Below are 19,706 nucleotides of genomic sequence, written 5' to 3'. Positions count from 1 at the left end.
AACCCGTGACTCTCTCGATCAACGAATACTTCGAACTACCCGACGGCTTCCTCGAGGCCACGCCCGCCACCCTGCACCAGTACGTGCCCGGGCCGGCGCTGATCCACCTGGAAGGCCAGCGCGAGCCTGCGGTGGCCGTGGTCCTTCTGCTGCACGGAAACGAGCCGGTGGGCCTGCACGCGGTGCAGCAACTCCTGCGCCACTACACCGGGCGCCCGCTGCCGCGCGCGCTGACCCTGGTCGTGGGCAACCCGCAGGCCGCAGCGCTCAACCAGCGCCACCTGGACGACCAGCCGGACTTCAACCGCATCTGGCCGGGGACCGAGCAGGGCGGCTCGCGCGAGGCCGACGTCTTCGCCGAACTCTGCCGGCGCCTGGAAGGACGCGGCCTGTTCGCCGCAATCGACCTGCACAACAACACCGGGCGCAATCCCCATTACGCCTGCATCAACCGTCTGGAGGCGCCGTTTCTCAATCTGGCCGCGCTGTTCGGACGCACGGTGGTCTACTTCACCCGGCCGCGCGGGGTCGCCTCCATGGCACTGGCGCGTATCGCACCGGCCGTCACAGTGGAATGCGGCCACCCCGAGGACGCGGCCGGCGTGGACCACGCGCGCGAGATGATCGATGCAGTGCTGCACCTGGACCACTTCGCCCAGGAGCCGCCGCGGACGGGCGCCATCGAGATCTTCCACACCGTGGCCCAGGTACGGGTGCGCCCCGGACTACAGGTCGGACTGGACGCGCAGCACGACGTCCGCCTGGAACCCGACCTGGACGGCCTGAATTTCCAGCTACTGCCCGCCGGCTCGCGCCTGGTGAATGTGCACGCGGACGCCCAGGACCCGCTGATCGCGATCGCCGAGGACGGTTCGGAGGTGACCGGGGAATATCTGGAGCGGGCCGGTCAGGAGATCCGCCTGAAGCGCCAGGCGATGCCGTCCATGCTCACGCTGGACACCCGCGTGATCGCCCAGGACTGCCTGTGCTACCTGATGGAGCCGCTGACGCTCTGATCCCGCCGCTGTTCGCGACGGATTCGAATCCGGCTCAGGCGTCGCGTTCGACGCGCTCGAGGACCTGGGCGACGTGATCGCCCTTGCGGTAATTCGGGAGGTCGCGCTGCATGTCCGCCAGCGCCTTGTCACGCTCCAGCGCACTGTCATACCAGCGATAGGATTCCCAGTCCGCCCCCAGCAGGTGCGGCATGGAAAGGGTGCTGCCTTCCGGCAGGCGAATGCGGATTCCGTAACGTTTCATGGCGTTCATCCGAGGTTGGTCCCAGTGAGCCGGGCCGGCCGGCGCGCAGTCTAGCCGAGCCCCGAACAGGCGGCAATAAAGCCCTCCGGCGCGCCTATTGGCCCCGGCCGACCACAAAATCGAAATAGTGATCCGGAAAGGGCTCGTCCGCCAGGGTGAAATGCCACCACTCCTGCTCGTAGGGCTCGAAGCCCGCCTCTACCATCAGCCGCTGCAGAAGCATGCGGTTGGCCCGCTGCTGTGCGGAAACACCGTCATCCCCGGGCCAGGAGCGCGGACTGAACCGGTCAAAGCCGGTGCCCATCTCCAGCGCGTCGCCGGAGTCGCGATCAATCAAGGTCAGATCGACCGTCGAGCCACGCGAGTGACTCGACCGGGCCGCGATATAGCCATGCTCGAACAACTCGTCCTTGGCAACTTCCGGGTAATACTGTGCCTGCATCCGGGTATCGCCGAGGTCCTCCGCCCAGTGCACGAAGTGCGCGACGGCCCGCGCGGGCCGATAGCAGTCGAACACCTTGAGACCAAGCCCGAACGCCGCGAGACGTTCCTGCACCCGGGCGAGGGCATGGGCGGCCGGGGACGTCAGGATGCAAACGGGGGACTCGTAACCATCGATCGGTTCGCCCACGAAGTTGTCGTCGCCAAAGTACCGGATCTCCTCGACCAGGTCCGTTACCACGTCACCCGCCGCAACAAACCCTGCCGGGCGCGCCTCAGCAGCGCACGAGACCCCGCCTGCCGCCATTGCAACCAGCAGCCCAAGCCCCGCCAGAATCGTCCGCTTGCTGCGCATAGCGCCCCCTTGCCCACGCCTTCGTCACTGCCAGGATACGCAAAGCCAAAACCGGTAGCAGCGCCCAACACCAAAAAGGGCTGCCGGAAGGCAGCCCTTTTGGAGAATTCGGTGGTGGCTACGCCCTGATTCGAACAGGGGACCCCATCATTATGAGTGATGTGCTCTAACCAGCTGAGCTACGTAGCCACGCGGGCTGCGAATTCTCCGGAGGCCGGCGCATAAAGTCAAGCCAGCGCGGCGCCCGGCGGGGTTCAGATCTGCAGGCGCTCGACCACGCGGCCGTTCTTGAGGTGTTCTTCCAGGATCTCGTCGATGTCGCGTTCGTCCTGGTAGGTGTACCAGACGCCCTCCGGATAGACGACCGCGACCGGTCCCTCGTTGCAGCGGTCCAGGCAGCCGGCGGTGTTCACCCGCACCTGGCCCTTGCCGTGGATGCCCATGGCCTTGGCCTGGTTCTTGGCATAGGCGCGCATCTCGGTCGCCCCGTGGTCCTCGCAACAGTTGCCGTCCTCGCGGCAGTTGGTGCAGAAAAAGATATGGCGCTGGTAGTAGCCCATGGAAGTCTCCGGTGATCCCTGCGGCTCATGATAACGCTGCCACCGGCAAAACGGCGGGTGGCAGCGTGCGCTGTCCGTGCATTCAGCGGAAACGGTAGACCAGGCTCACGTCCGTGATGGTGTCGGTATTCTCCACGCCGGGCTCGACGTCGGTGTTGTGCTTCACGGTAAAGCTGGTACGCAGGGACATCCGGCTGGTGACGTCCGCGGTCAGCGCGAGGATGTTCTCGATCTCGGTGTTGTCGCTACCGGTCAGGATCAGCAACTCGTCGGTGAGGCGGGCGTTGTCGCTAATCTCCCAGCGGAAGTTGCCGGCCAGGCGACCGACCGGTTCGCTGTCGGTCTCCCCGGTCGTGCGGATGCGCACCTGGCGCATACCGGCACCGATCTCGCCGTCCAGCTGCACCCGCTCGCCGTCGATCAGGCGACGACCATAACCAGCCGTGGCCGAACCCTGATAGTCATAGTTGCTAAAGCGGTCACGCTCGTAGCGCAGCGCCCCGAACAAATAGTCGTGCTCGCCCAGCTTGCGGTCCGCCTGATAGCCGGCGATGTAGCGCTCGCCGGTGGTTTCGTCGTCTTCCTCGTGAAAGTACGCATCCAGGCGGATGCGATTGCGCCAGTCGATGGTCGTGTGTTCCGCGCGGAAACGGCCCGTGGCCGTGGTGGACTCGGTGTTCCCGGTGGTCTTGGAGGCCCCCAGCTCGATCGTCGACTGCCAGCCTTCCGCCTCCCAGGCCAGCCCTTGCGAGACTGGTATGCTCAGCAGGATGAGCGAGGCAAACGCAGACCCGACGGGCCGGAACGAACGCACGAGCATGGGAGACCTCCCGGAATCGAATGAGGGCAAGACCCTAGCAAAGCCGCTCGGCGCATCGGACCAGCCCCTGAGATTCCGGGGACTTTCCGCCGCGGACCAGTGCGTGCACTGCGGGCTGTGCCTGCCGCACTGTCCGACCTACGGCTGGCACGGGGTCGAGGGCGACTCCCCGCGCGGGCGGCTGACCCTGATGCAGGGCCTGGCCCAGGGCCGGCTGGAGCCGGAATCCGAACGCCTGCGCAGCCATCTGGAAGGCTGCCTGGGTTGTCGCTCCTGCGAGGCGGTGTGCCCGGCACGCGTGCCCTTCGGGGCACTGATGGACCGCGCCCGCGAGATCCTGACCGAACACCCCACCACGCCGTCGCGCGGGGAGCGCTGGCGCCAGGCGCTACAGCACCAGGCCCTGCTACATCCGAGCCTGCGCAGCCTCGGGGGGCTGGCGGCGCGCACTGGCGCCCGCCTGGGTGTAGACCGCCTGCTGCCACGCGGCGGCTGGGAACGCAGTCTCGCCCACACCCGCGACTCCCTGGCACCCGCCCACCGACTGCACGCGACCGCGAGCCCGAATACGGCCGATGCCTTGCTGTTTACCGGCTGCATGGACCGCTTCTTCACCGGACCCGACCTGGAGGCCGCGCTGGAGGTCCTCGACGCCCTCGGCGTGCGCGTCGCCATCCCGCAGGGCCAGGTTTGCTGCGGAGCGCTGGACCAGCACACCGGCCACCGCGCGGCGGCGCAGGCGCTGCAGGCGCGGAATGGCGAAGCCTTCGGCACCCGCGAGGTGCCGGTGATCGCGCTGGACAGCGGTTGCGAGGCCACGCTGCGCGAATACCCCGAGGGCACGCTGGCAGCGTGCAGCCAGAGCCTCACCCGGTTTCTGGCGCAGTGGCTGGACACCAACACCAACGGAGATATCTGGGACGCCACACCGATACGCATCGCGCTGCATCGGCCCTGCACCCTGCGCAACGTCACCCGCGAGGCCCGCGAGCTGCCCGCACTCCTGGAACGCCTGCCCGGGGTCACGCTGGTGCCGGTCGCCGACGCGCCGAACTGTTGCGGCGCCGGCGGCACCGCGATGCTCACGCAGCCGGCCATGGCCGACGACCTGGGCACCGAGACCCTGCAGGCCCTGACCGCCGACGCCCCGGACGCGATCATCAGCCCCAATGTCGGTTGCAGCGTGCACCTGCGGGCGCTGGCAAGCGAACAATCGGACCCGCCGGAAATCCTGTCACCCGCCCGCTTTCTGGCCCGGCGCCTGAAAAACCACACCCACCACTCCGCCGGGCGCTGATCCCTGCCCGCGCTTGCGGTACCCTTGAGGGGTACACCACGACGCCCCAACCGGACCGGAACCATGCGCCGACTTTCCCCGCTGGACCACCTGATCAACCAGGCCGACGCCTTCGTGAAGGTCGTCTCCGGACAGGCCCGCTCCACCGGCCGGCCCTCCCCGGGTGGGGACGACATCGGGCCGCACCTGGAGGATCACGAACGCGACCTGTCCGCCCGCCTGATGCGGGTCAATCATGCCGGCGAGGTCGCGGCGCAGGGGCTGTACCAGGGCCAGATGCTGACCGCCCGCAACCCGGAGATCCGCGGCCACCTGGACCAGGCCTCGCGCGAGGAGGGCGATCACCTGCACTGGTGCGCCCGCCGGGTACACGACCTGGGCGGCCGCACCAGCCTGCTGGGGCCGTTCTGGTACATGGGTTCGTTCGGGATGGGCGCGCTCGCCGGCCTGACCGGCGATGCCTACAGCCTGGGCTTTATCGACGAGACCGAGCGCCAGGTGGAACGCCACCTGGACCGCCACTTGGAGCGCCTTCCGGCGCACGACGAGGTCTCCGCGCGCATCCTGGCGCAGATGAAGCAGGACGAAGTGGAACACGGCGCGCACGCGATGGCACTGGGCGGCAAGGCGCCCCCGTGGCCGGTGCGCAACCTCCTGATGCCGCTGACGTCCAGCGTGATGACGCGCACCGCCTACTGGATCTGACCCGCAACACGGGACGCCCGAAGATCATCGCCGCGTGCAACACGCGGCGAGCACGGCCTCAGCCCGGACTGCTCATGTTCTTGCCGTAGAAGATCTCCATCATCTCGTGCTTGAGCAGCTTGGAGATGCGCTTGGCCTCCTTGGCCGAGTAATCATCCTTGCCCAGCCCGAACAGGTAGCTGTCCAGGTCGAAGTCCTTCAGCACCATCTTGGTGTGGAACAGGTACTCCTGGTACACGTTCACATCCACCATCTGGTACTTCTCCTGGGTGTCACGCGACAGGAAGTCCTGGATGGAGTTGATCTTGTGATCGATGAAGTGCTTCTTGCCACGCACGTCGCGGGTGAAGCCGCGCACGCGGTAGTCCATGATCACGATGTCGGACTCGAAGCTGTGGATCAGGTAGTTCAGGGCGCGCAGTGGCGAGATGCGCCCGCAAGTGGACACGTCGATATCCGCGCGGAAGGTCGCGATCCCGCCCTCCGGGTGCGCCTCCGGGTAGGTGTGCACCGTGATGTGGCTCTTGTCCAGGTGGCCGACCACGGTCTCCGGCAGCGGGCCGGGGCCTTCGGTGTAGCCGATCTTTTCGGTGGCCACCGGCTCTTCCGAGATCAGCATGGTCACCGACGCGCCCTGCGGATCGTAGTCCTGGCGCGAGATATCGAGGATGTTGGCCCCGATCAGGTGGGCCACATCGGACAGGATCTGCGTCAGACGCTGGGCGTTGTACGCCTCGTCGATGTACGCGATGTATTCATCGCGATGCCGGTCACCCGAGGCATAGCAGATATCGTAAATATTGAAGCTCAAGCTCTTGGTCAGGTTATTGAAACCGTGGAGCTTGATCTGCTTCTTGTGACGAGGCATGGCGTGTCCTCTTGGCCCGGGCCGCAGCGAGCGGCGAATTGTAGACGCCCCGGCCCGCAAGTCCAAGGACGGGCCCAGGGAGACGCGGCTTCAGCGCGGCGCCGGCCCCTCGATGATCTCGAAGTCATGGGTCACCTTCGCCGAGGCCCCCAGCATCAGCGAGGCCGAGCAGTACTTCTCGGCCGAGAGCCCCACCGCACGCCCGACCTGCTTCTCCGACAACGCGTGGCCGTACACGCGAAAATGCACATGGATGTCGGTAAAGACCTTGGGCACGGTCTCCGCCCGCGTGCCCTCCACGGTCACCTCGCAGTCCAGCACCTGCTGGCGCGCCTTCTTCAGCATCGCAATCACATCGAAGCTGGTACAACCGCCCATCCCCAACAGCAGCATCTCCATCGGGCGTGCGCCCAGGTTGCGCCCCCCGGCATCCGGCGCCCCGTCCATCACCACCGCGTGGCCGCTGTCGGTCTCGCCGACAAAGGCCACCTGATCCAGCCATTTCACTTTCACCTGCATCGGGCTTGTCCTTTCACACTGTTGGATGGAGAAATCCACGCCTATACTCGGGTAGAACTCTACTCAGGGCGGACCTGCTGCACAAAACAGGGCCCTGCCGGCAGATTTTGTGAACGGTGCCAGTTACCCCGGGGTGCAGGGCACGGATGCTGCATTACACTGGCGCTCATCCTCAGGAAGCTGATATCGGACGTGACCATGGAAGCCTTGAACAACCCGTTCATTTACCGCCCGGCGCAGCCATCGCCCGCGCTGGAGCGTTTCCTCGGCTACTGCCACCGGCGCCAGTACCGCAAGCGCACCACGATCATTCACTCGGGCACCGTACCCGACACACTGTATTACGTGGTCAGTGGTTCAGTCTCGGTACTGGGCGAGAACAACGGACATGAGCTGGTACTTGCCTACCTGAACAAGGGCGAGTTTTTCGGCGAGCTGGGCATGTTCGAGGACGACCCGCGCAGCGCGACTGTCACCACCCGCGAGGACACCGAGACCGCGGAGATTCCCTACACCCAGTTCCGCGAGATCGCCCAGCGCGACCCCGAGATCCTGATGCTGCTCACCAGCCAGATCGCGGCCCGCCTGCGTCAGACCTCGCGCAAGGTGATGGACCTCGCGTTCGTGGATGTCACCGGACGCATCGCCCACACCCTGCTGGACCTGGCCCAGCAGCCCGACGCGATGACCCACCCCGACGGCATGCAGCTGCGCATCACCCGGCAGGAGATCGCGCGTATCGTGGGCTGCTCGCGCGAGATGGCCGGACGCGTGCTGAAGGATCTGGAAGAACGCGGCCTGATCACCGCCCACGGCAAGACCATCGTGGTGTTCGGCACCCGCTGACGCTGCATTCCCCGCAGCCTCCGTCGAGATAAAACCCGGGCCAGCCTCCTTCGGCCCGGGCCTTCGCCCCTCCCTTGGGAGAGGCTACTGTTCGCCGCGGAACAGCTGGCCCAGGGCCGCGCCCGGGTCCTCGGTGCGCATGAAGGCCTCGCCCACCAGAAAGGCATTCACCCCCGCCGCCTGCATGCGCGCGACATCCTCGCGCGTGTGGATGCCGCTTTCGGTCACCAGCAGGGCCTCCTCCGGCACCTGATCCTTTAACTCCAGCGTCGTCTCCAGCCGCGTCTCGAAGCTGTGCAGGTCACGGTTGTTGATGCCGATCAGGTCGGCCCCGATGCGCTTGGCCCGCTCCAGCTCCTCGGCGTCGTGCACCTCCACCAGGGCATCCATGCCCAGCTCGCGGGTCAGGAAGAAGAGCTCGTGCAGCGCCGTGTCATCCAGCGCCGCCGCGATCAGCAGCACGCAATCCGCGCCGAGTACACGGGCCTCGTAGACCTGGTAGAGATCAATCACGAAATCCTTGCGCAGGATCGGGATCGTGCAGGCCACACGCGCGTCGCGCAGGTCCCCGTCGCGTCCCTTGAAGAAGTCCACGTCGGTCAGCACCGACAGACAGGTCGCACCATGCTCCTCGTAGCTGCGCGCAAACGCCTCGGGGTTGAAGTTCGGGCTGATCTGGCCCTGGCTCGGGCTGGCCTTCTTGATCTCCGCGATCACCGCAGGGCGCCCGGCGTCGATATCGCGCTGCAGGGCCGCGCGAAAACCGCGCGGTGCCGGGGCGGACCCCATCCAGCCGCGCAACTCGCGCAGCGGCCAGTACACCTCGCGTTCCTTCAGCTCCTCGCGCTTGCGCTCCAGGATGCGCTGCAGGATGTCGGGTACTGCGTTGCCTTCACTCATTGTGCTTCCTTGTTTGCCAGTCTTGCGCTGGTCGCTTGCAGGCGCTCCAGCCGTTCGCGCGCCGCGCCGGAATCGATCGCCCGGGCGGCGGCCTTGATCCCCGCTGCGAGTGTGTCCGCTCCGCCACCGGCGTAGATCGCCGCCCCGGCATTCAGCAGCACGATGTCGCGCGCCGCACTCGCCTGTCCGTCCAGCACGCCGCGCAGCATGCTGGCCGAGGCCTCCACGCTGTCGACCCGCACCGCATCCAGCGCGGCGGTCGTCAGCCCGAAATCCTCCGGACGGATGGTGTATTCGCGGATCTCGCCATCCTGCAGCTCCGCCACCCGGGTCGGCGAGGCGATGCTGATCTCGTCCAGACCATCCTCGGCATGCACCACCAGGACGTGCTCGCTACCGAGCCCCTTGAGGGCCTCGGCCAGCGGGCGCACCCAATCCTGGGAAAACACGCCGAGCACCTGATTCGGCGCCCCGGCGGGGTTGGTCAGCGGCCCCAGCACATTGAACAGCGTACGCACGCCGAGTTCCTTGCGCGGACCGATCGCGTGCTTCATCGCGCCGTGGTGGGCGGGAGCGAACAGGAAGCCAACACCGACCTCGTCGATGCAGGTCCCCACCGCCGCCGGCGACAGGCCCAGCGAGATCCCCAGCGATTCCAGCACGTCGGCACTGCCGGATTTCGACGACACCGAGCGATTGCCGTGCTTGGCGACCCGCACGCCGCCCGCCGCCGCCACCAGCGCCGCGGCGGTGGAGATATTGAAGGTGCCCGAGGCATCGCCGCCGGTTCCGCAGGTATCGACCAGCCCGGTACGCGGCACATCCACGCGCGTGGCCAGCGAGCGCATCACGCCGGCAGCCGCGCGGATCTCCTCGATGGTCTCGCCCTTCATGCGCAGGGCCACCAGGAACGCGCCGATCTGGGCATCCGTGGCCTCGCCGGTCATCACCGCCTGCATCACGGCGGTCATGGTCGCCTCGTCCAGGTCGCGGCGCTCGATGAGGGCCGCTATCGCTTGCTGCACGGTCACGGGCTTGCTCCTGCGGAAATTCGAAGCGGCTAGTGTAACGTCCGCGCGGTGCCCGCACGACCACCGCCCGGCGCGACCAGCCAGGCGGCCAGCGCCAGGGCCCAGAGCAGCAACGCCGCGAGGACCAGACGCCCCATGGCATCGTCCAGCCAGTCGACCAGGAACAGCGCCAGCAACGCACTGAAGCCCAGTTGCACGAAGGCCTGCATGGCCGCGGCCATGCCGCGCGCGCCCGGGTAACAATCCAGCGCCAACAGGGTCAGGGACGGCATCGCGGTGGCCAGGGCAAAGCTGTACAGCGCGAATGGCAGGGTGATCGCGACCACCGGACCGTCGGCCAGCACCGCCAGGCCCACCAGCGCCAGCGACAGCCCAGACAGCCCGAGCCCGATGGCCACGGCCCGCTGCGGGCTCACCACCCCGGCCACGCGCCCGGCGACGAAGCCGCCCACCACCAGCCCGGCGACCAGCGGCCCGAACAACCACCAGAAGTCCTGTTCCCCGCCTTGCAGGTGCTCGTAGATGATGGTCGGGGACGCGGCAATGAACAGGAACATCGCCCCGAACATCCCCGCATGGACCGCGACCGGGAACAGGAACGCCGGGTTGTGCAGCGTGCCCAGGTAGCCCCGGATGACCGGACGCGGGTGACTGGAGACGCGGCCGACCGGCGGCAGGGTCTCCGGCATCCAGGCGCGCACCGCCAACAGCAGGAAGACGCCGTAGAGTGTCAGGAAGGCGAACACCGAACGCCAGCCAAACGCCGCCTGCAACCAGCCGCCGATGATCGGCGCGGCGGCCGGCCCGATCGCGAACATCATGGTGACCAGCGCGAACACCCGCCGCGCGTCGGTGGGATCAAAGCGATCGCGGATCAGCGCTCGCCCGACCACCACCCCGGCCGCCGCCGCCAGCCCCTGTCCCATGCGCAACGCCAGCACCTGCCAGTACTCCATCGCGAATACCAGCAGCACCGAGGTCAGCACGTAGGCCAGCAGGGCCCACAACACCACCGGGCGCCGGCCATAGGCATCCGACAGCGGGCCGGCAATCAGGGTGGCCACGGCGAACGCGACCAGATAGGCGGACAGCGTCGCCTGCATCGCCACGCCATCGACGGCCAGGGCCTCGGCCATCGCCGGAAACGAGGGCAGATAGGTATCCAGCGAGAACGGCGCCAGCATGGACAGCGGCGCTACCAGCAGGGCGAAGCGCAGCCGCGTGCGGCGTTCCGTGGCGGCGCCCCTCAAGCGAGGCATGCGCGTCGGAATCGAGAGTGGACACCGGCCGGGCACGACCCGCGAGAGGCCGCCGCGCGAGCGGTGCGAGCCGCAATACCGCCAGCAGGCACGGCTAGGCGAACCCCGCCTGCCATCCAGAACAAGCAGTGAGCGCCGGGCGGAGAGGTGTCTATTGACCTGCGCTTCACGCCGGCTGGGGCAGGCGACTCAGGAAGTTGCCGAGCAGTTCGTGCCCCTGGCGGGTCAGGATGGATTCCGGGTGAAACTGCACGCCCTCGACATCCAGCTCGCGATGACGCAGGCCCATGATCTCGTCGCGCGAGCCGTCTTCGCGCTGGGTCCAGGCGGTGACCTCCAGACATTCCGGGAGGCTTGCGGCCTCGACCACCAGCGAGTGATAACGCGTGGCCTCCAGCGGATTCTCCAGCCCGGCGAACACCCCGACCCCGGTGTGATGCACCGGCGAGGTCTTGCCGTGCATGATCTCGCGCGCCCGCACCACGCGGCCACCGAAGACCTGGCCGATCGCCTGGTGCCCGAGGCAGACCCCGAGGATCGGGATCTCGCCGGCAAAGCGCCGGATCACCTCCAGCGACACCCCCGCCTCGTTCGGCGTACAGGGGCCGGGGGAGATCACGATACCGGTGGGGTCGAGCTCCGCAATCTGTTCCGGGGTGATGCAGTCATTGCGGTGCACCACCACCTCCGCCCCCAGCTCGCCCAGGTACTGGACCAGGTTGAAGGTGAACGAGTCGTAGTTGTCGAGCATCAGGATCATGGCGAACGCCCCTGGAGGCCGAAAGAAACGGGCAGACGAATAAAACCGAGGTCATGCGCACCCAGGCAGGAACCAAGCATACCCCGGGTCCCGAGTGGTTGCGCCGCAACCGCAATCGCGCTGGCGAAACCGTGCGCCTTCATCGCGGCAGCAATAGCGCCACCAGCAGGGTGCCGTCGGCGGCCTCCAACCGGTGCCCGCCAGGGCTGGGCAGGGTATGCGCCCGTCCGCGCAAGGCCGGGAGACGGTTCATGTCCTGACTGGCGGCATCCACCCACGGGTCGGCCAGCCGCACCACCGATACATAGCGGATGGGCGGATGCTCCCGCGTGTTCAGCCACTCCAGGTGCGTCGCATCCGGCGAGCCGCCCTCCGGCCCCCACAGCCCCTCGCGCCGGTGCAGCCCCTGCATTCCGGCGAACGGGGCGTACAGCCCCAGCGGGGAATCGGCCAGCGCATCCGTCACCGAACGCGCCAGCGCGGACCAGCCGCCCCCCGCATGCGGCGCGGAGAAGGTCACCAGGGTGGAGATGGCCGGGTGCGGCTGACGCACCAGCAGCTCGCGCGCCACGACCCCGCCGGTAGAATGCCCGACCAGCACCAGCTCGCGGCCGGGGTGGCGCCGGGTCAGACCATCGACCACCTGGCCGAGCGCCCGCGCCCGTTCCGGTGGAGCCACAGCGGTCGGCAGATCCACGGTATAGAACTGGCGTGCGGCGGGGTCGGGAGCTCGCTCGAAGTGCGCAGCGCCCACGTTTGCACGGGCACGCCCGCCATCGGCATAGCCGGCGGCGTTCAGGGCCGCGGTGAACCCGGCCTGGCGAAAACCGTCGCCGCGATCCCAGCCCCCGGGTACCAGCACCACGATCTGCGCCGCCGCCAGCCCCGGCAACAGCCAGAGCCCGAGCACCAGCAACAGGATGCGAAGGCCACCGCACCGCATGACCGGCCCTCAGTCGCGGTGGCGCCGGGGCCCCAGACCGCCCAGGGCGGTCTCGGCCGCACGCACCACCGCGCGCCCCTTGTTCAGGGTCTCCTGCCACTCGTTTTCCGGCACCGAGTCGTGGACTACACCGGCCCCGGCCTGGATGTGCAACTCACCGTCGTGCAGCACGGCGGTGCGGATCGCGATCGCGGTGTCCATATTGCCCGACCACGAGAGGTACCCCACCGCACCGGAGTAGGGCCCGCGCTTGACCGGTTCCAGCTCGTCGATAATCTCCAGCGCGCGGATCTTCGGTGCCCCCGAGACGGTCCCGGCCGGGAAGGTCGCGCGCAGGACATCCATCGGCGAGTGGCCCGGGGCCAGCCGCCCCTCCACGTTGGAGACGATGTGCATCACATGCGAGTAGCGCTCGATGCTCATGGTGTCAGTCACCTCCACCGAGCCGATCTCGCAGACCCGGCCGACATCGTTGCGCCCCAGATCGATCAGCATCAGGTGCTCGGCACGCTCCTTTGGATCCGCCAGCAGTTCGGCCTCCAGCGCGCGATCTTCCGCCTCGGTACGCCCACGCGGGCGGGTGCCGGCGATCGGACGCACGGTCACGCAGTCGTCCTCCAGGCGCACCAGGATCTCCGGCGACGCACCCACTACGTGGTGATCGTCCAGGTCGAGGTAGTACATGTAGGGCGACGGGTTCAGCGCCCGCAGGGCACGGTAGAGGTTCAGCGGCGGTGCGGAGAACGGCACGCTCATGCGCTGTGCCAGCACTACCTGCATCACGTCGCCGTCCATGATGTATTCCTGCGCCCGGGCGACCGCAGCCTGATAGCCCTCGGCCGACCAGCCGGACACATACTCCGGCACCGCGTGTGGATGCGGCGGATCCTCAGGCGGTACCAGCGGCTCGCCCAGGCGGGCCTCCAGCTCGTCCAGGCGGGCGGCGGCCACGGCCTGGCCACCCGCCTGGGTCGTATCCGCGTGTACCACCAGATACAGCCGCCCGGAGAGGTTGTCGTAGACCACGACCTCCTCGGAGACCATCAGCAGGATATCCGGCAACCCCAGGGCATCCGGCTTCTCCGGCCCCTCCAGGCGCGGCTCGATCAGGCGCACGGTCTCGAACCCGAAATAGCCGACCAGGCCACCGGTGAAGCGTGGAAGTCCCGGCAGCTCCGCGGCCTTGAAGCGCGCCTGATAGGCCTCGATCCAGGCCAGCGGGTCCGTCTCGGTGGTCTGCTCCACCACCGCACCGTCGGTCTCCACGGTGATGTTGTGGCCATGCACGCGCACCAGGGTGCGCGCCGGCAGGCCGATGAAGGAATACCGCCCCCAGCGCTCCCCGCCCTGCACGGACTCGAACAGGTAGGAATACGGGCGGTTGGCCAGCTTGAGGAAGATGGACAGCGGGGTCTCGAGATCCGCCAGGACCTCGCGCACCAGCGGGATGCGGTTATAGCCCTCGCGGGCCAGCTGATCGAACTGTTCGGGGGTCATCACAACGGTTCCTGACAAGGGGGATGGATGGCGTGGCGGTTCATTCGCCGTCTCGCCATCGCCCCATTGTCCGGTCCGTTGCCGACATCACGGATCACGCCGCCCGGGCGGGCAGCAGGTCCGGCAGCTCGTCCAGCCGATCGAGCACCGCGTCCGGGTGCTCGTCGCGGATATCCTTGCCGTGGTTGTAGCCGTAGGTCATGCAGACGATCTGGAAGCCAGCGGCGCGGGCGGCCTTCACGTCGCTCTTGGAGTCCCCGACCATCAAAGCCTCGGACGGGTCCACGCCGAGCTTGTCGGCCGCGTGCAGCAGCGGGGCCGGATCCGGCTTCTTCTGCGGCAGGGCGTCGCCGGCGACCACGATCTCGAAGTCGTCGAGGATGCCCTTCTCGCGCAGCAGCGGCACGGTGAAGCGCTCGGCCTTGTTGGTCACGCAGCCCAGGCGATACCCCGCGGCCTTGAGCTGGTCGAGCCCCTCGCGCACGCCCGGGTAAAGCGGCGAACGCCCGGCGGTGTTCTCCTGGTAGATACGCATGAACACCGGCAGCGCACGTGCGAACTGCTCCGCGTCCGGCTCGCCGTCGAGGTCGTTTACCAGCGCACGCTGGACCAGCCGTTCCACGCCGTTGCCGACCCAGTTGCGCACGGCCGGCTCGCCGCGTTCTGGCAGGCCCAGCTCGCGCATCATCGCATCCACACTAAAGGCCAGGTCCGGCACGCTGTCAATCAGCGTACCGTCCAGGTCGATCAGGATCATGCGGGGGCGTTTCAGGGACATCCCGGTCTCCGGTAACCGTCGATTCAGGCCTTGGCCAGCTCGTCGCGCATCTGCTGGATGATGCTGTCGTAGCGGTTCGGGTCGGTGTCGCTGCCGGCGCCGAAGATCGCGGACCCGGCCACAAAGGTATCGGCACCGGCGGCCTTGATCTCGCGGATGTTGTCGGCCTTCACACCACCATCGATCTCGAGGCGGATGTCACGCCCGGAGTCGTCGATCATCTTGCGCGCGGCGCGCAGCTTGTCCAGCGTATTCGGGATGAACTTCTGGCCACCAAAGCCCGGGTTCACCGACATCAGCAGGATCATGTCGACCTTGTCCATCACGTACTCGAGATAGGACAGCGGGGTTGCCGGATTGAACACCAGCCCGGCCTTGCAGCCCTCGGCGTGGATCAGCTGCAGGGTGCGGTCGATGTGATCGGAGGCCTCCGGATGGAAGGTGATGTAACTGGCACCGGCCTGGGCGAAGTCCGGGATGATGCGATCCACCGGCTTGACCATCAGGTGCACGTCGATCGGCGCGGTCACGCCGTGCTTGCGCAGGGCATCACAGACCAGCGGGCCGATGGTTAGGTTGGGCACGTAGTGGTTGTCCATCACGTCGAAGTGCACGGTGTCGGCACCGGCCGCCAGGACGTTGTCGACTTCCTCGCCCAGGCGGGCGAAGTCGGCGGAAAGGATGGACGGAGCGATGAAATCGGGTTGTGCCATGGAAAGCCTCGCAGGGATCGCTGGTGAAGCAGGGCCGACCGTCGACCGTGCTCTCGGAATCGCCGAACTTTACCGGATGCCGGGATGCCAGGCAAAAGCCAGTGGTCGCAGCGGGCGGCACTCCAACGCCAACGGGCCGGGGAACCCCCCGGCCCGTTGGCTGGCTTCGCTTGCCTCTACCAAGGCGCCCGGATCAGTTGAACTCGGTCGCGATGTAGTTGGACAGGTTGGCGATGTCGTCGTCGCTCAGGCCCTGGGCCTGCGGACGCATCAGCGCGGTATGATCACCGACCTCCTCGCCGGCGCGATAGCGCTCCAGCAGGCTGGCCACGGTTTCCGCGTCCTGGCCGACCAGCGCCGGGAAGATCGCCTGCCCCTTGCCCTGGGCACCGTGACAGCTGGCACAGGTGTTCTGGTACTTGGACTGACCCGCCTGGATATCGGCGGCCTGGGCCGCACTGGACAGCATCAGGACACTGCCGGCAATACCGGCAAGCACGAACAGCTTGGTTTTCATTATTTTAGTCTCCTCGCTCAAGTTCCCGGGCGGGGCCGTCGCCCCGTCTTGATGCAAACGTTAGCAGGGCTTTCCTGAATGGTGCATTAACATAGAACCAAACAGGGACATAGCCACAGGCCGCTCCATGGAGCCATTCGATCGGTCGGAGAATGCGGGCCGAAGCCTTCCCAGGGAAACACTGATCAATGAACGCGTTCGCGTTGGTGCCCCAGATTTTCCGAGACAAGGCGCGGCGCGCAGCCGGTAGTGGTTCTACCGGCAAGCGGCGCAACGCAGAATCGGGGAACCTGGGGCACCAACCCCACAACCAATTGAATGCAGGGGCTCGGCCGCTTTTGCGTGGGAACGGCGTTGCGGCTCCCTTGTGCAGAATGACTGCACGGCAGTCACCGCGCCTTGTTCGCACGCAAAAGCGACTCGAGCGCGAACGCGTTCATTGATCAGTGTTTCCCTAGCGTCCGTGGATGTAGCGCTCGTCCGACCAGGTCGCCAGCCACTCGGGACGCGCCATGACCAGGCCGGTAATCACGATCCCGTTGATCACCGCCTCGGGCAGCACCAGCAGGGCCAGGTAGCGCAGGTAGTCGCGATGGATATCCGCCCAGGCGAGCTCGGTGAACAACCCGTAGATCGCCGCCGAGGCCAGCACGGTGGCAACCACCGAAAGCGCCCCGCCGAGGAAACCGACCGCGTAGAGGTAGATGAACATGTGCGCGGGCAGACGCGCCTCGGACAGCCGCAGCAGGCCCCAGGTGACCGCGACCGGCAGGATGCCCGCCAGCAGCACCGTCAACGGGAAGGCGGCTAGCGGGAGCACGCCGAACAGGCCGAGGATCGCCACTACTAGGAAGACCATCAGGATCGCCAGCTGCCAACCGAACATCAGGGTCACGGTGGCCATACCCAGAAAATGCAGGGCCAGCCCATCCAGGGCCTGCGCCCGCAGGCTCCAGATCAGCAGCAGGCACAGCGTGGCGATCACGAACAGCTGGGCGCGGCCGGGCACGAAGAAGGTCTCCCAGGGCATGCGCCGCAGCATCACCAGCATGCCGCCACCCAGCAGCACGGCGGACAGCACCCGGAGCGCAACCGGCAGTTCGCCCGCCCCCTCGACCATGCTCAGTCGGGCTCGCGCACCGCGGCCGCGACAGTGTACTCGCGGCCCTGCTTGACCTTGTCGTAGTTGCCGAACACTTCCTTGAACCCCTTCTCGATGAACCGCCGCAACCCGGTAATGGTTACGACATAGATGCGTCCACCCGGGTTCATCTGCTCGTGGGCGTCCAGCAGGTAGGTGTAGAGCATCTCGCGCCCCACCTTGGCCGGCAGGTTGGAGGTGACCAGATCGAAACGCCGGTCACGGATCTGTGCGAAGCCATTACTGGTCACGCAGTCCACATTGGTGATGCCGTTCAGCTCGGCGTTACGCCGGCTGTACTCCACCGCCAGGAAGTTGGTGTCCACCAGCGTGCAGTGGCCCTGCGGCGCCTTGCGCGCCAGCGTCAGGCCGATCGGGCCATAGCCACAGCCCAGATCCAGGCAGGCATCGGTTGGCTCCACCTCGATGCGCTCCAGCAACATCCGCGTGCCATCGTCGATGCGGCGCGGCGAGAACAGGCCCCAGGTCGTGCGGAACCGCAGGTGTTCTCCGGCCAGCGTGTCCTCGAACTCCAGGTCGCGCTTCAGCTCCGCCTGACGGGTACGCCGCGCCTGGATCGTGGGGAAGCCCTCCTTCATGCCACCCCTCCGTCCGCAGTCCGCTCCACAGCCTCGGCCAGGCCCTGCCACAGGGCCTCGGCGGTGGAGGCCGCGGCGCCGGCGTCGTCCTCGCCCGGCAGACCGAGCACGTTGATGTGCCCCATCTTGCGGCCGGACCGGGCCTCGGCCTTGCCATACAGATGCAGCCGCGCGCGGCCGGCAGCCAGCACGTCTTGCCAGTCGGGTTCCGCTGCGGCGGGCCACAGGTCACCCAGCAGGTTCACCATCGCCACCGGGGTCGTCAGCAAGGCCGGGGCCAATCCCAGCCCGCAGACCGCGCGCACCTGCTGCTCGAACTGGCTGACGGTGCAGGCATCCTGGGTGTAGTGCCCGGAGTTGTGCGGACGCGGCGCGATCTCGTTGACCAGCAACTCACCCTCCACCGTGAGGAAGAACTCCACCGCCAGCAACCCCTGGTAGTCGAGCTGCTCGGCAATGTGCCGGGCGATCGCCGTGGCGCGTTCGCGCGGCTCGTCACCGACTCGGGCCGGCACCCGCGTCAGGTGCAGGATGCCCTCGTGATGGGTGTTTTCCGCCACCGGAAAGGCCTCGTTCGATCCGTCCGCGGTTCGCGCCACCAGCACCGAGAGCTCGCGCTCCAGCTCGACCTGGGCCTCCAGCACGCAGTCCACCAGTCCCAGCTCCGCATGCGCCGCGGGCAACTCGCCGGCCTGCGCCAGCCGGACCTGGCCCTTGCCGTCATAACCCAGGCGCGCAGTCTTCAGGATCGCGGGGAACGTCGGCCCTCCCGCGTCCGCTCGCACTTCGGGCGTCTGGCCGGCCAGGACCGCCTGCCAGGGAGCCACCGCCACACCGATCTCGCCGAGGAAGGCCTTCTCCTCCAGGCGATCCTGGGCAATGCTCAGGGCGCGCGGCCCCGGGCGCAGACAGGCGCGGGCATCCAGCCACTCCACGGCCGGGCGCGGGATGTTCTCGAACTCGGTGGTAATGACCGCGCAGGCCCCGGCCAGGGCCTGCAGCGCATCGGGGTCGTCGAAGGCCTGGCACAAGTGCCGCGCCGCCACTCGCCCGGCCGGGCTCGCCGGGTCCGGGTCCAGGACCCATACGGGATAGCCCATGCCCTGTGCGGCCTCCACGAAATAGCGGCCGAGCTGCCCGCCACCGAGCAGCCCGAGGGTCGCAGGGGGCTGGATCATGACGGGTCCGGTGGCAGGGTCTGCCCCAGCACGGCCTGACTCTGGGACTGGCGAAAGGCATCCAGACGCTCACGCAGATCGGGATCGTGGTTCGCCAGCATCGCGGCGGCGAACAAGGCGGCGTTGGCCGCGCCCGCCTCGCCGATCGCGAAGGTCGCCACGGGTATGCCGCGCGGCATCTGCACGATGGACAGCAGCGAGTCCTGCCCCTTCAGGTGGCGCGAGGCGACCGGCACCCCGAGCACCGGTACCGGCGTCTTGGACGCCAGCATCCCCGGCAGGTGCGCCGCCCCGCCGGCCCCGGCGATAATCGCCTGCAGGCCCCGCTCGCGCGCCTGCTCGGCGTACTCGAACAGGAGATCCGGTGTTCGGTGAGCCGACACCACCCGGGCCTCGAACGGGACCCCGAGTTCGTCCAGCACATCCACCGCCCGCTCCATGGTCGCCCAGTCGGAGGTGCTCCCCATCACGACGCCCACGCGAGGCGCCGCCGAATTGCCTGCCATCTCAGTCATGGCCCGAACGATAGCGACCCCGGCCCCACCCGACAAGCCATGCGCACCACGAAGCGCTCCCGGACGCGCAGAAAAGCCCGATCAAGGAGCGATCCACAGGGAGACCCAGAGGCCGGAAGGCCTCACTGGTGAGAGCGAAGCGGGGGGCGTGAATGGCCGGAGGATAAGGCGCGACGCGCCCATGCGCTTGCTGCCGATCGTCGC

The 19,706-nt window shown here is 67.6% G+C and carries 23 protein-coding genes and 1 tRNA gene; 4 read left to right on the top strand and 20 right to left on the bottom strand.

Annotated elements, in window-relative coordinates; all coding sequences use genetic code 11:
- Positions 1 to 5: 5 nt before the first annotated feature.
- Positions 6 to 1,016 carry a M14 family metallopeptidase gene (locus G315_RS0108520; RefSeq protein ID WP_018951674.1) on the top strand — a complete coding sequence of 337 codons (1,011 nt, stop codon included), beginning with the start codon at positions 6 to 8 and terminating at the stop codon, positions 1,014 to 1,016.
- Positions 1,017 to 1,050: 34 nt separating this feature from the next.
- Here G315_RS0108520 and G315_RS0108515 read toward each other — a convergent pair whose 3' ends face one another.
- The 5 genes from G315_RS0108515 to G315_RS0108495 all read right to left on the bottom strand — a co-directional run bounded on the left by G315_RS0108515 (position 1,051) and on the right by G315_RS0108495 (position 3,436).
- Positions 1,051 to 1,260 carry a hypothetical protein gene (locus G315_RS0108515; protein WP_018168968.1) on the bottom strand — a complete coding sequence of 70 codons (210 nt, stop codon included), beginning with the start codon at positions 1,258 to 1,260 and terminating at the stop codon, positions 1,051 to 1,053.
- Positions 1,261 to 1,354: 94 nt separating this feature from the next.
- A complete protein-coding gene (locus tag G315_RS0108510; RefSeq protein WP_019612318.1) occupies positions 1,355 to 2,056 on the bottom strand; it encodes a M15 family metallopeptidase in 702 nt (233 codons plus the stop codon).
- Positions 2,057 to 2,168: 112 nt separating this feature from the next.
- A tRNA-Met gene (locus G315_RS0108505) sits at positions 2,169 to 2,245 on the bottom strand.
- 65 nt (positions 2,246 to 2,310) lie between these two features.
- Positions 2,311 to 2,616, bottom strand: a complete 306-nt coding sequence (locus G315_RS0108500; RefSeq protein ID WP_018168966.1) for a ferredoxin — start codon at positions 2,614 to 2,616, stop codon at positions 2,311 to 2,313.
- A gap of 82 nt (positions 2,617 to 2,698) precedes the next feature.
- Entirely contained in the window at positions 2,699 to 3,436 is a 738-nt protein-coding gene (locus tag G315_RS0108495; RefSeq protein ID WP_019612317.1) for a YdiY family protein, read from the bottom strand.
- Between the two features lie 103 nt (positions 3,437 to 3,539).
- Between G315_RS0108495 and G315_RS0108490 the strand changes: the two genes are divergently transcribed.
- Complete coding sequence (locus G315_RS0108490) at positions 3,540 to 4,733, top strand: (Fe-S)-binding protein (RefSeq protein ID WP_019612316.1); 1,194 nt, start codon at positions 3,540 to 3,542, stop codon at positions 4,731 to 4,733.
- Positions 4,734 to 4,796: 63 nt separating this feature from the next.
- Entirely contained in the window at positions 4,797 to 5,438 is a 642-nt protein-coding gene (gene coq7, locus G315_RS0108485) for a 2-polyprenyl-3-methyl-6-methoxy-1,4-benzoquinone monooxygenase (RefSeq protein WP_018937367.1), read from the top strand.
- Positions 5,439 to 5,496: 58 nt separating this feature from the next.
- Here coq7 and speD read toward each other — a convergent pair whose 3' ends face one another.
- Positions 5,497 to 6,306 carry an adenosylmethionine decarboxylase gene (gene speD, locus G315_RS0108480; RefSeq protein WP_018937368.1) on the bottom strand — a complete coding sequence of 270 codons (810 nt, stop codon included), beginning with the start codon at positions 6,304 to 6,306 and terminating at the stop codon, positions 5,497 to 5,499.
- Between the two features lie 90 nt (positions 6,307 to 6,396).
- Complete coding sequence (locus G315_RS0108475) at positions 6,397 to 6,825, bottom strand: OsmC family protein (RefSeq protein WP_018168962.1); 429 nt, start codon at positions 6,823 to 6,825, stop codon at positions 6,397 to 6,399.
- Positions 6,826 to 7,023: 198 nt separating this feature from the next.
- Here G315_RS0108475 and crp point away from each other — a divergent pair, with 198 nt between their 5' ends.
- Positions 7,024 to 7,671, top strand: coding sequence for a cAMP-activated global transcriptional regulator CRP (crp, locus tag G315_RS0108470; protein ID WP_018145159.1), 648 nt, complete (start codon positions 7,024 to 7,026; stop codon positions 7,669 to 7,671).
- Between the two features lie 84 nt (positions 7,672 to 7,755).
- Here the strand turns inward: crp and trpC are convergent, their stop codons facing one another.
- The 13 genes from trpC to purE form a co-directional block, all read right to left on the bottom strand.
- Positions 7,756 to 8,571: an indole-3-glycerol phosphate synthase TrpC gene (gene trpC, locus G315_RS0108465; RefSeq protein WP_018937369.1), complete on the bottom strand. Its 816-nt coding sequence runs from the start codon at positions 8,569 to 8,571 to the stop codon at positions 7,756 to 7,758.
- The gene (trpD, locus tag G315_RS0108460) at positions 8,568 to 9,602 is read right to left on the bottom strand and encodes an anthranilate phosphoribosyltransferase (RefSeq protein ID WP_019612315.1); all 1,035 of its coding nucleotides are present in this window, start codon (positions 9,600 to 9,602) and stop codon (positions 8,568 to 8,570) included. The genes trpC and trpD overlap by 4 nt, the downstream gene beginning before the upstream one ends.
- A 29-nt stretch (positions 9,603 to 9,631) precedes the next feature.
- On the bottom strand, positions 9,632 to 10,861 hold the full coding sequence (locus G315_RS0108455) for a multidrug effflux MFS transporter (protein ID WP_018952356.1): 1,230 nt from the start codon (positions 10,859 to 10,861) through the stop codon (positions 9,632 to 9,634).
- Positions 10,862 to 11,027: 166 nt separating this feature from the next.
- Positions 11,028 to 11,621 carry an aminodeoxychorismate/anthranilate synthase component II gene (locus G315_RS0108450; RefSeq protein ID WP_018168959.1) on the bottom strand — a complete coding sequence of 198 codons (594 nt, stop codon included), beginning with the start codon at positions 11,619 to 11,621 and terminating at the stop codon, positions 11,028 to 11,030.
- Positions 11,622 to 11,760: 139 nt separating this feature from the next.
- Positions 11,761 to 12,564 carry a triacylglycerol lipase gene (locus G315_RS0108445; protein WP_018145154.1) on the bottom strand — a complete coding sequence of 268 codons (804 nt, stop codon included), beginning with the start codon at positions 12,562 to 12,564 and terminating at the stop codon, positions 11,761 to 11,763.
- 9 nt (positions 12,565 to 12,573) lie between these two features.
- Positions 12,574 to 14,061, bottom strand: coding sequence for an anthranilate synthase component I (gene trpE / locus G315_RS0108440; RefSeq protein ID WP_019612314.1), 1,488 nt, complete (start codon positions 14,059 to 14,061; stop codon positions 12,574 to 12,576).
- Positions 14,062 to 14,155: 94 nt separating this feature from the next.
- Positions 14,156 to 14,839 (bottom strand): phosphoglycolate phosphatase, encoded by a 684-nt coding sequence (locus tag G315_RS0108435; protein WP_018145152.1) that lies wholly within the window; start codon positions 14,837 to 14,839, stop codon positions 14,156 to 14,158.
- A 23-nt stretch (positions 14,840 to 14,862) separates the two neighbouring features.
- On the bottom strand, positions 14,863 to 15,552 hold the full coding sequence (gene rpe, locus G315_RS0108430; protein ID WP_018145151.1) for a ribulose-phosphate 3-epimerase: 690 nt from the start codon (positions 15,550 to 15,552) through the stop codon (positions 14,863 to 14,865).
- Between the two features lie 193 nt (positions 15,553 to 15,745).
- A complete protein-coding gene (locus G315_RS0108425; RefSeq protein ID WP_018952353.1) occupies positions 15,746 to 16,069 on the bottom strand; it encodes a c-type cytochrome in 324 nt (107 codons plus the stop codon).
- 454 nt (positions 16,070 to 16,523) lie between these two features.
- Positions 16,524 to 17,189, bottom strand: coding sequence for an energy-coupling factor ABC transporter permease (locus G315_RS0108420; protein ID WP_019612313.1), 666 nt, complete (start codon positions 17,187 to 17,189; stop codon positions 16,524 to 16,526).
- 2 nt (positions 17,190 to 17,191) lie between these two features.
- On the bottom strand, positions 17,192 to 17,809 hold the full coding sequence (locus G315_RS0108415; protein ID WP_018168954.1) for a class I SAM-dependent methyltransferase: 618 nt from the start codon (positions 17,807 to 17,809) through the stop codon (positions 17,192 to 17,194).
- Positions 17,806 to 18,987 (bottom strand): 5-(carboxyamino)imidazole ribonucleotide synthase, encoded by a 1,182-nt coding sequence (locus tag G315_RS0108410; protein WP_019612312.1) that lies wholly within the window; start codon positions 18,985 to 18,987, stop codon positions 17,806 to 17,808. Before G315_RS0108410 ends, G315_RS0108415 begins: the two co-directional genes overlap by 4 nt.
- Positions 18,984 to 19,493, bottom strand: a complete 510-nt coding sequence (purE, locus tag G315_RS0108405) for a 5-(carboxyamino)imidazole ribonucleotide mutase (protein ID WP_018145146.1) — start codon at positions 19,491 to 19,493, stop codon at positions 18,984 to 18,986. The genes G315_RS0108410 and purE overlap by 4 nt, the downstream gene beginning before the upstream one ends.
- Positions 19,494 to 19,706: the final 213 nt, after the last annotated feature.

The organism is Thioalkalivibrio sp. AKL7 (assembly GCF_000381705.1).
Lineage (GTDB): Bacteria > Pseudomonadota > Gammaproteobacteria > Ectothiorhodospirales > Ectothiorhodospiraceae > Thioalkalivibrio > Thioalkalivibrio versutus.
Note: the sequence above shows the minus strand (reverse complement) of the source record. Positions and strands in the feature narration are given on the sequence as shown.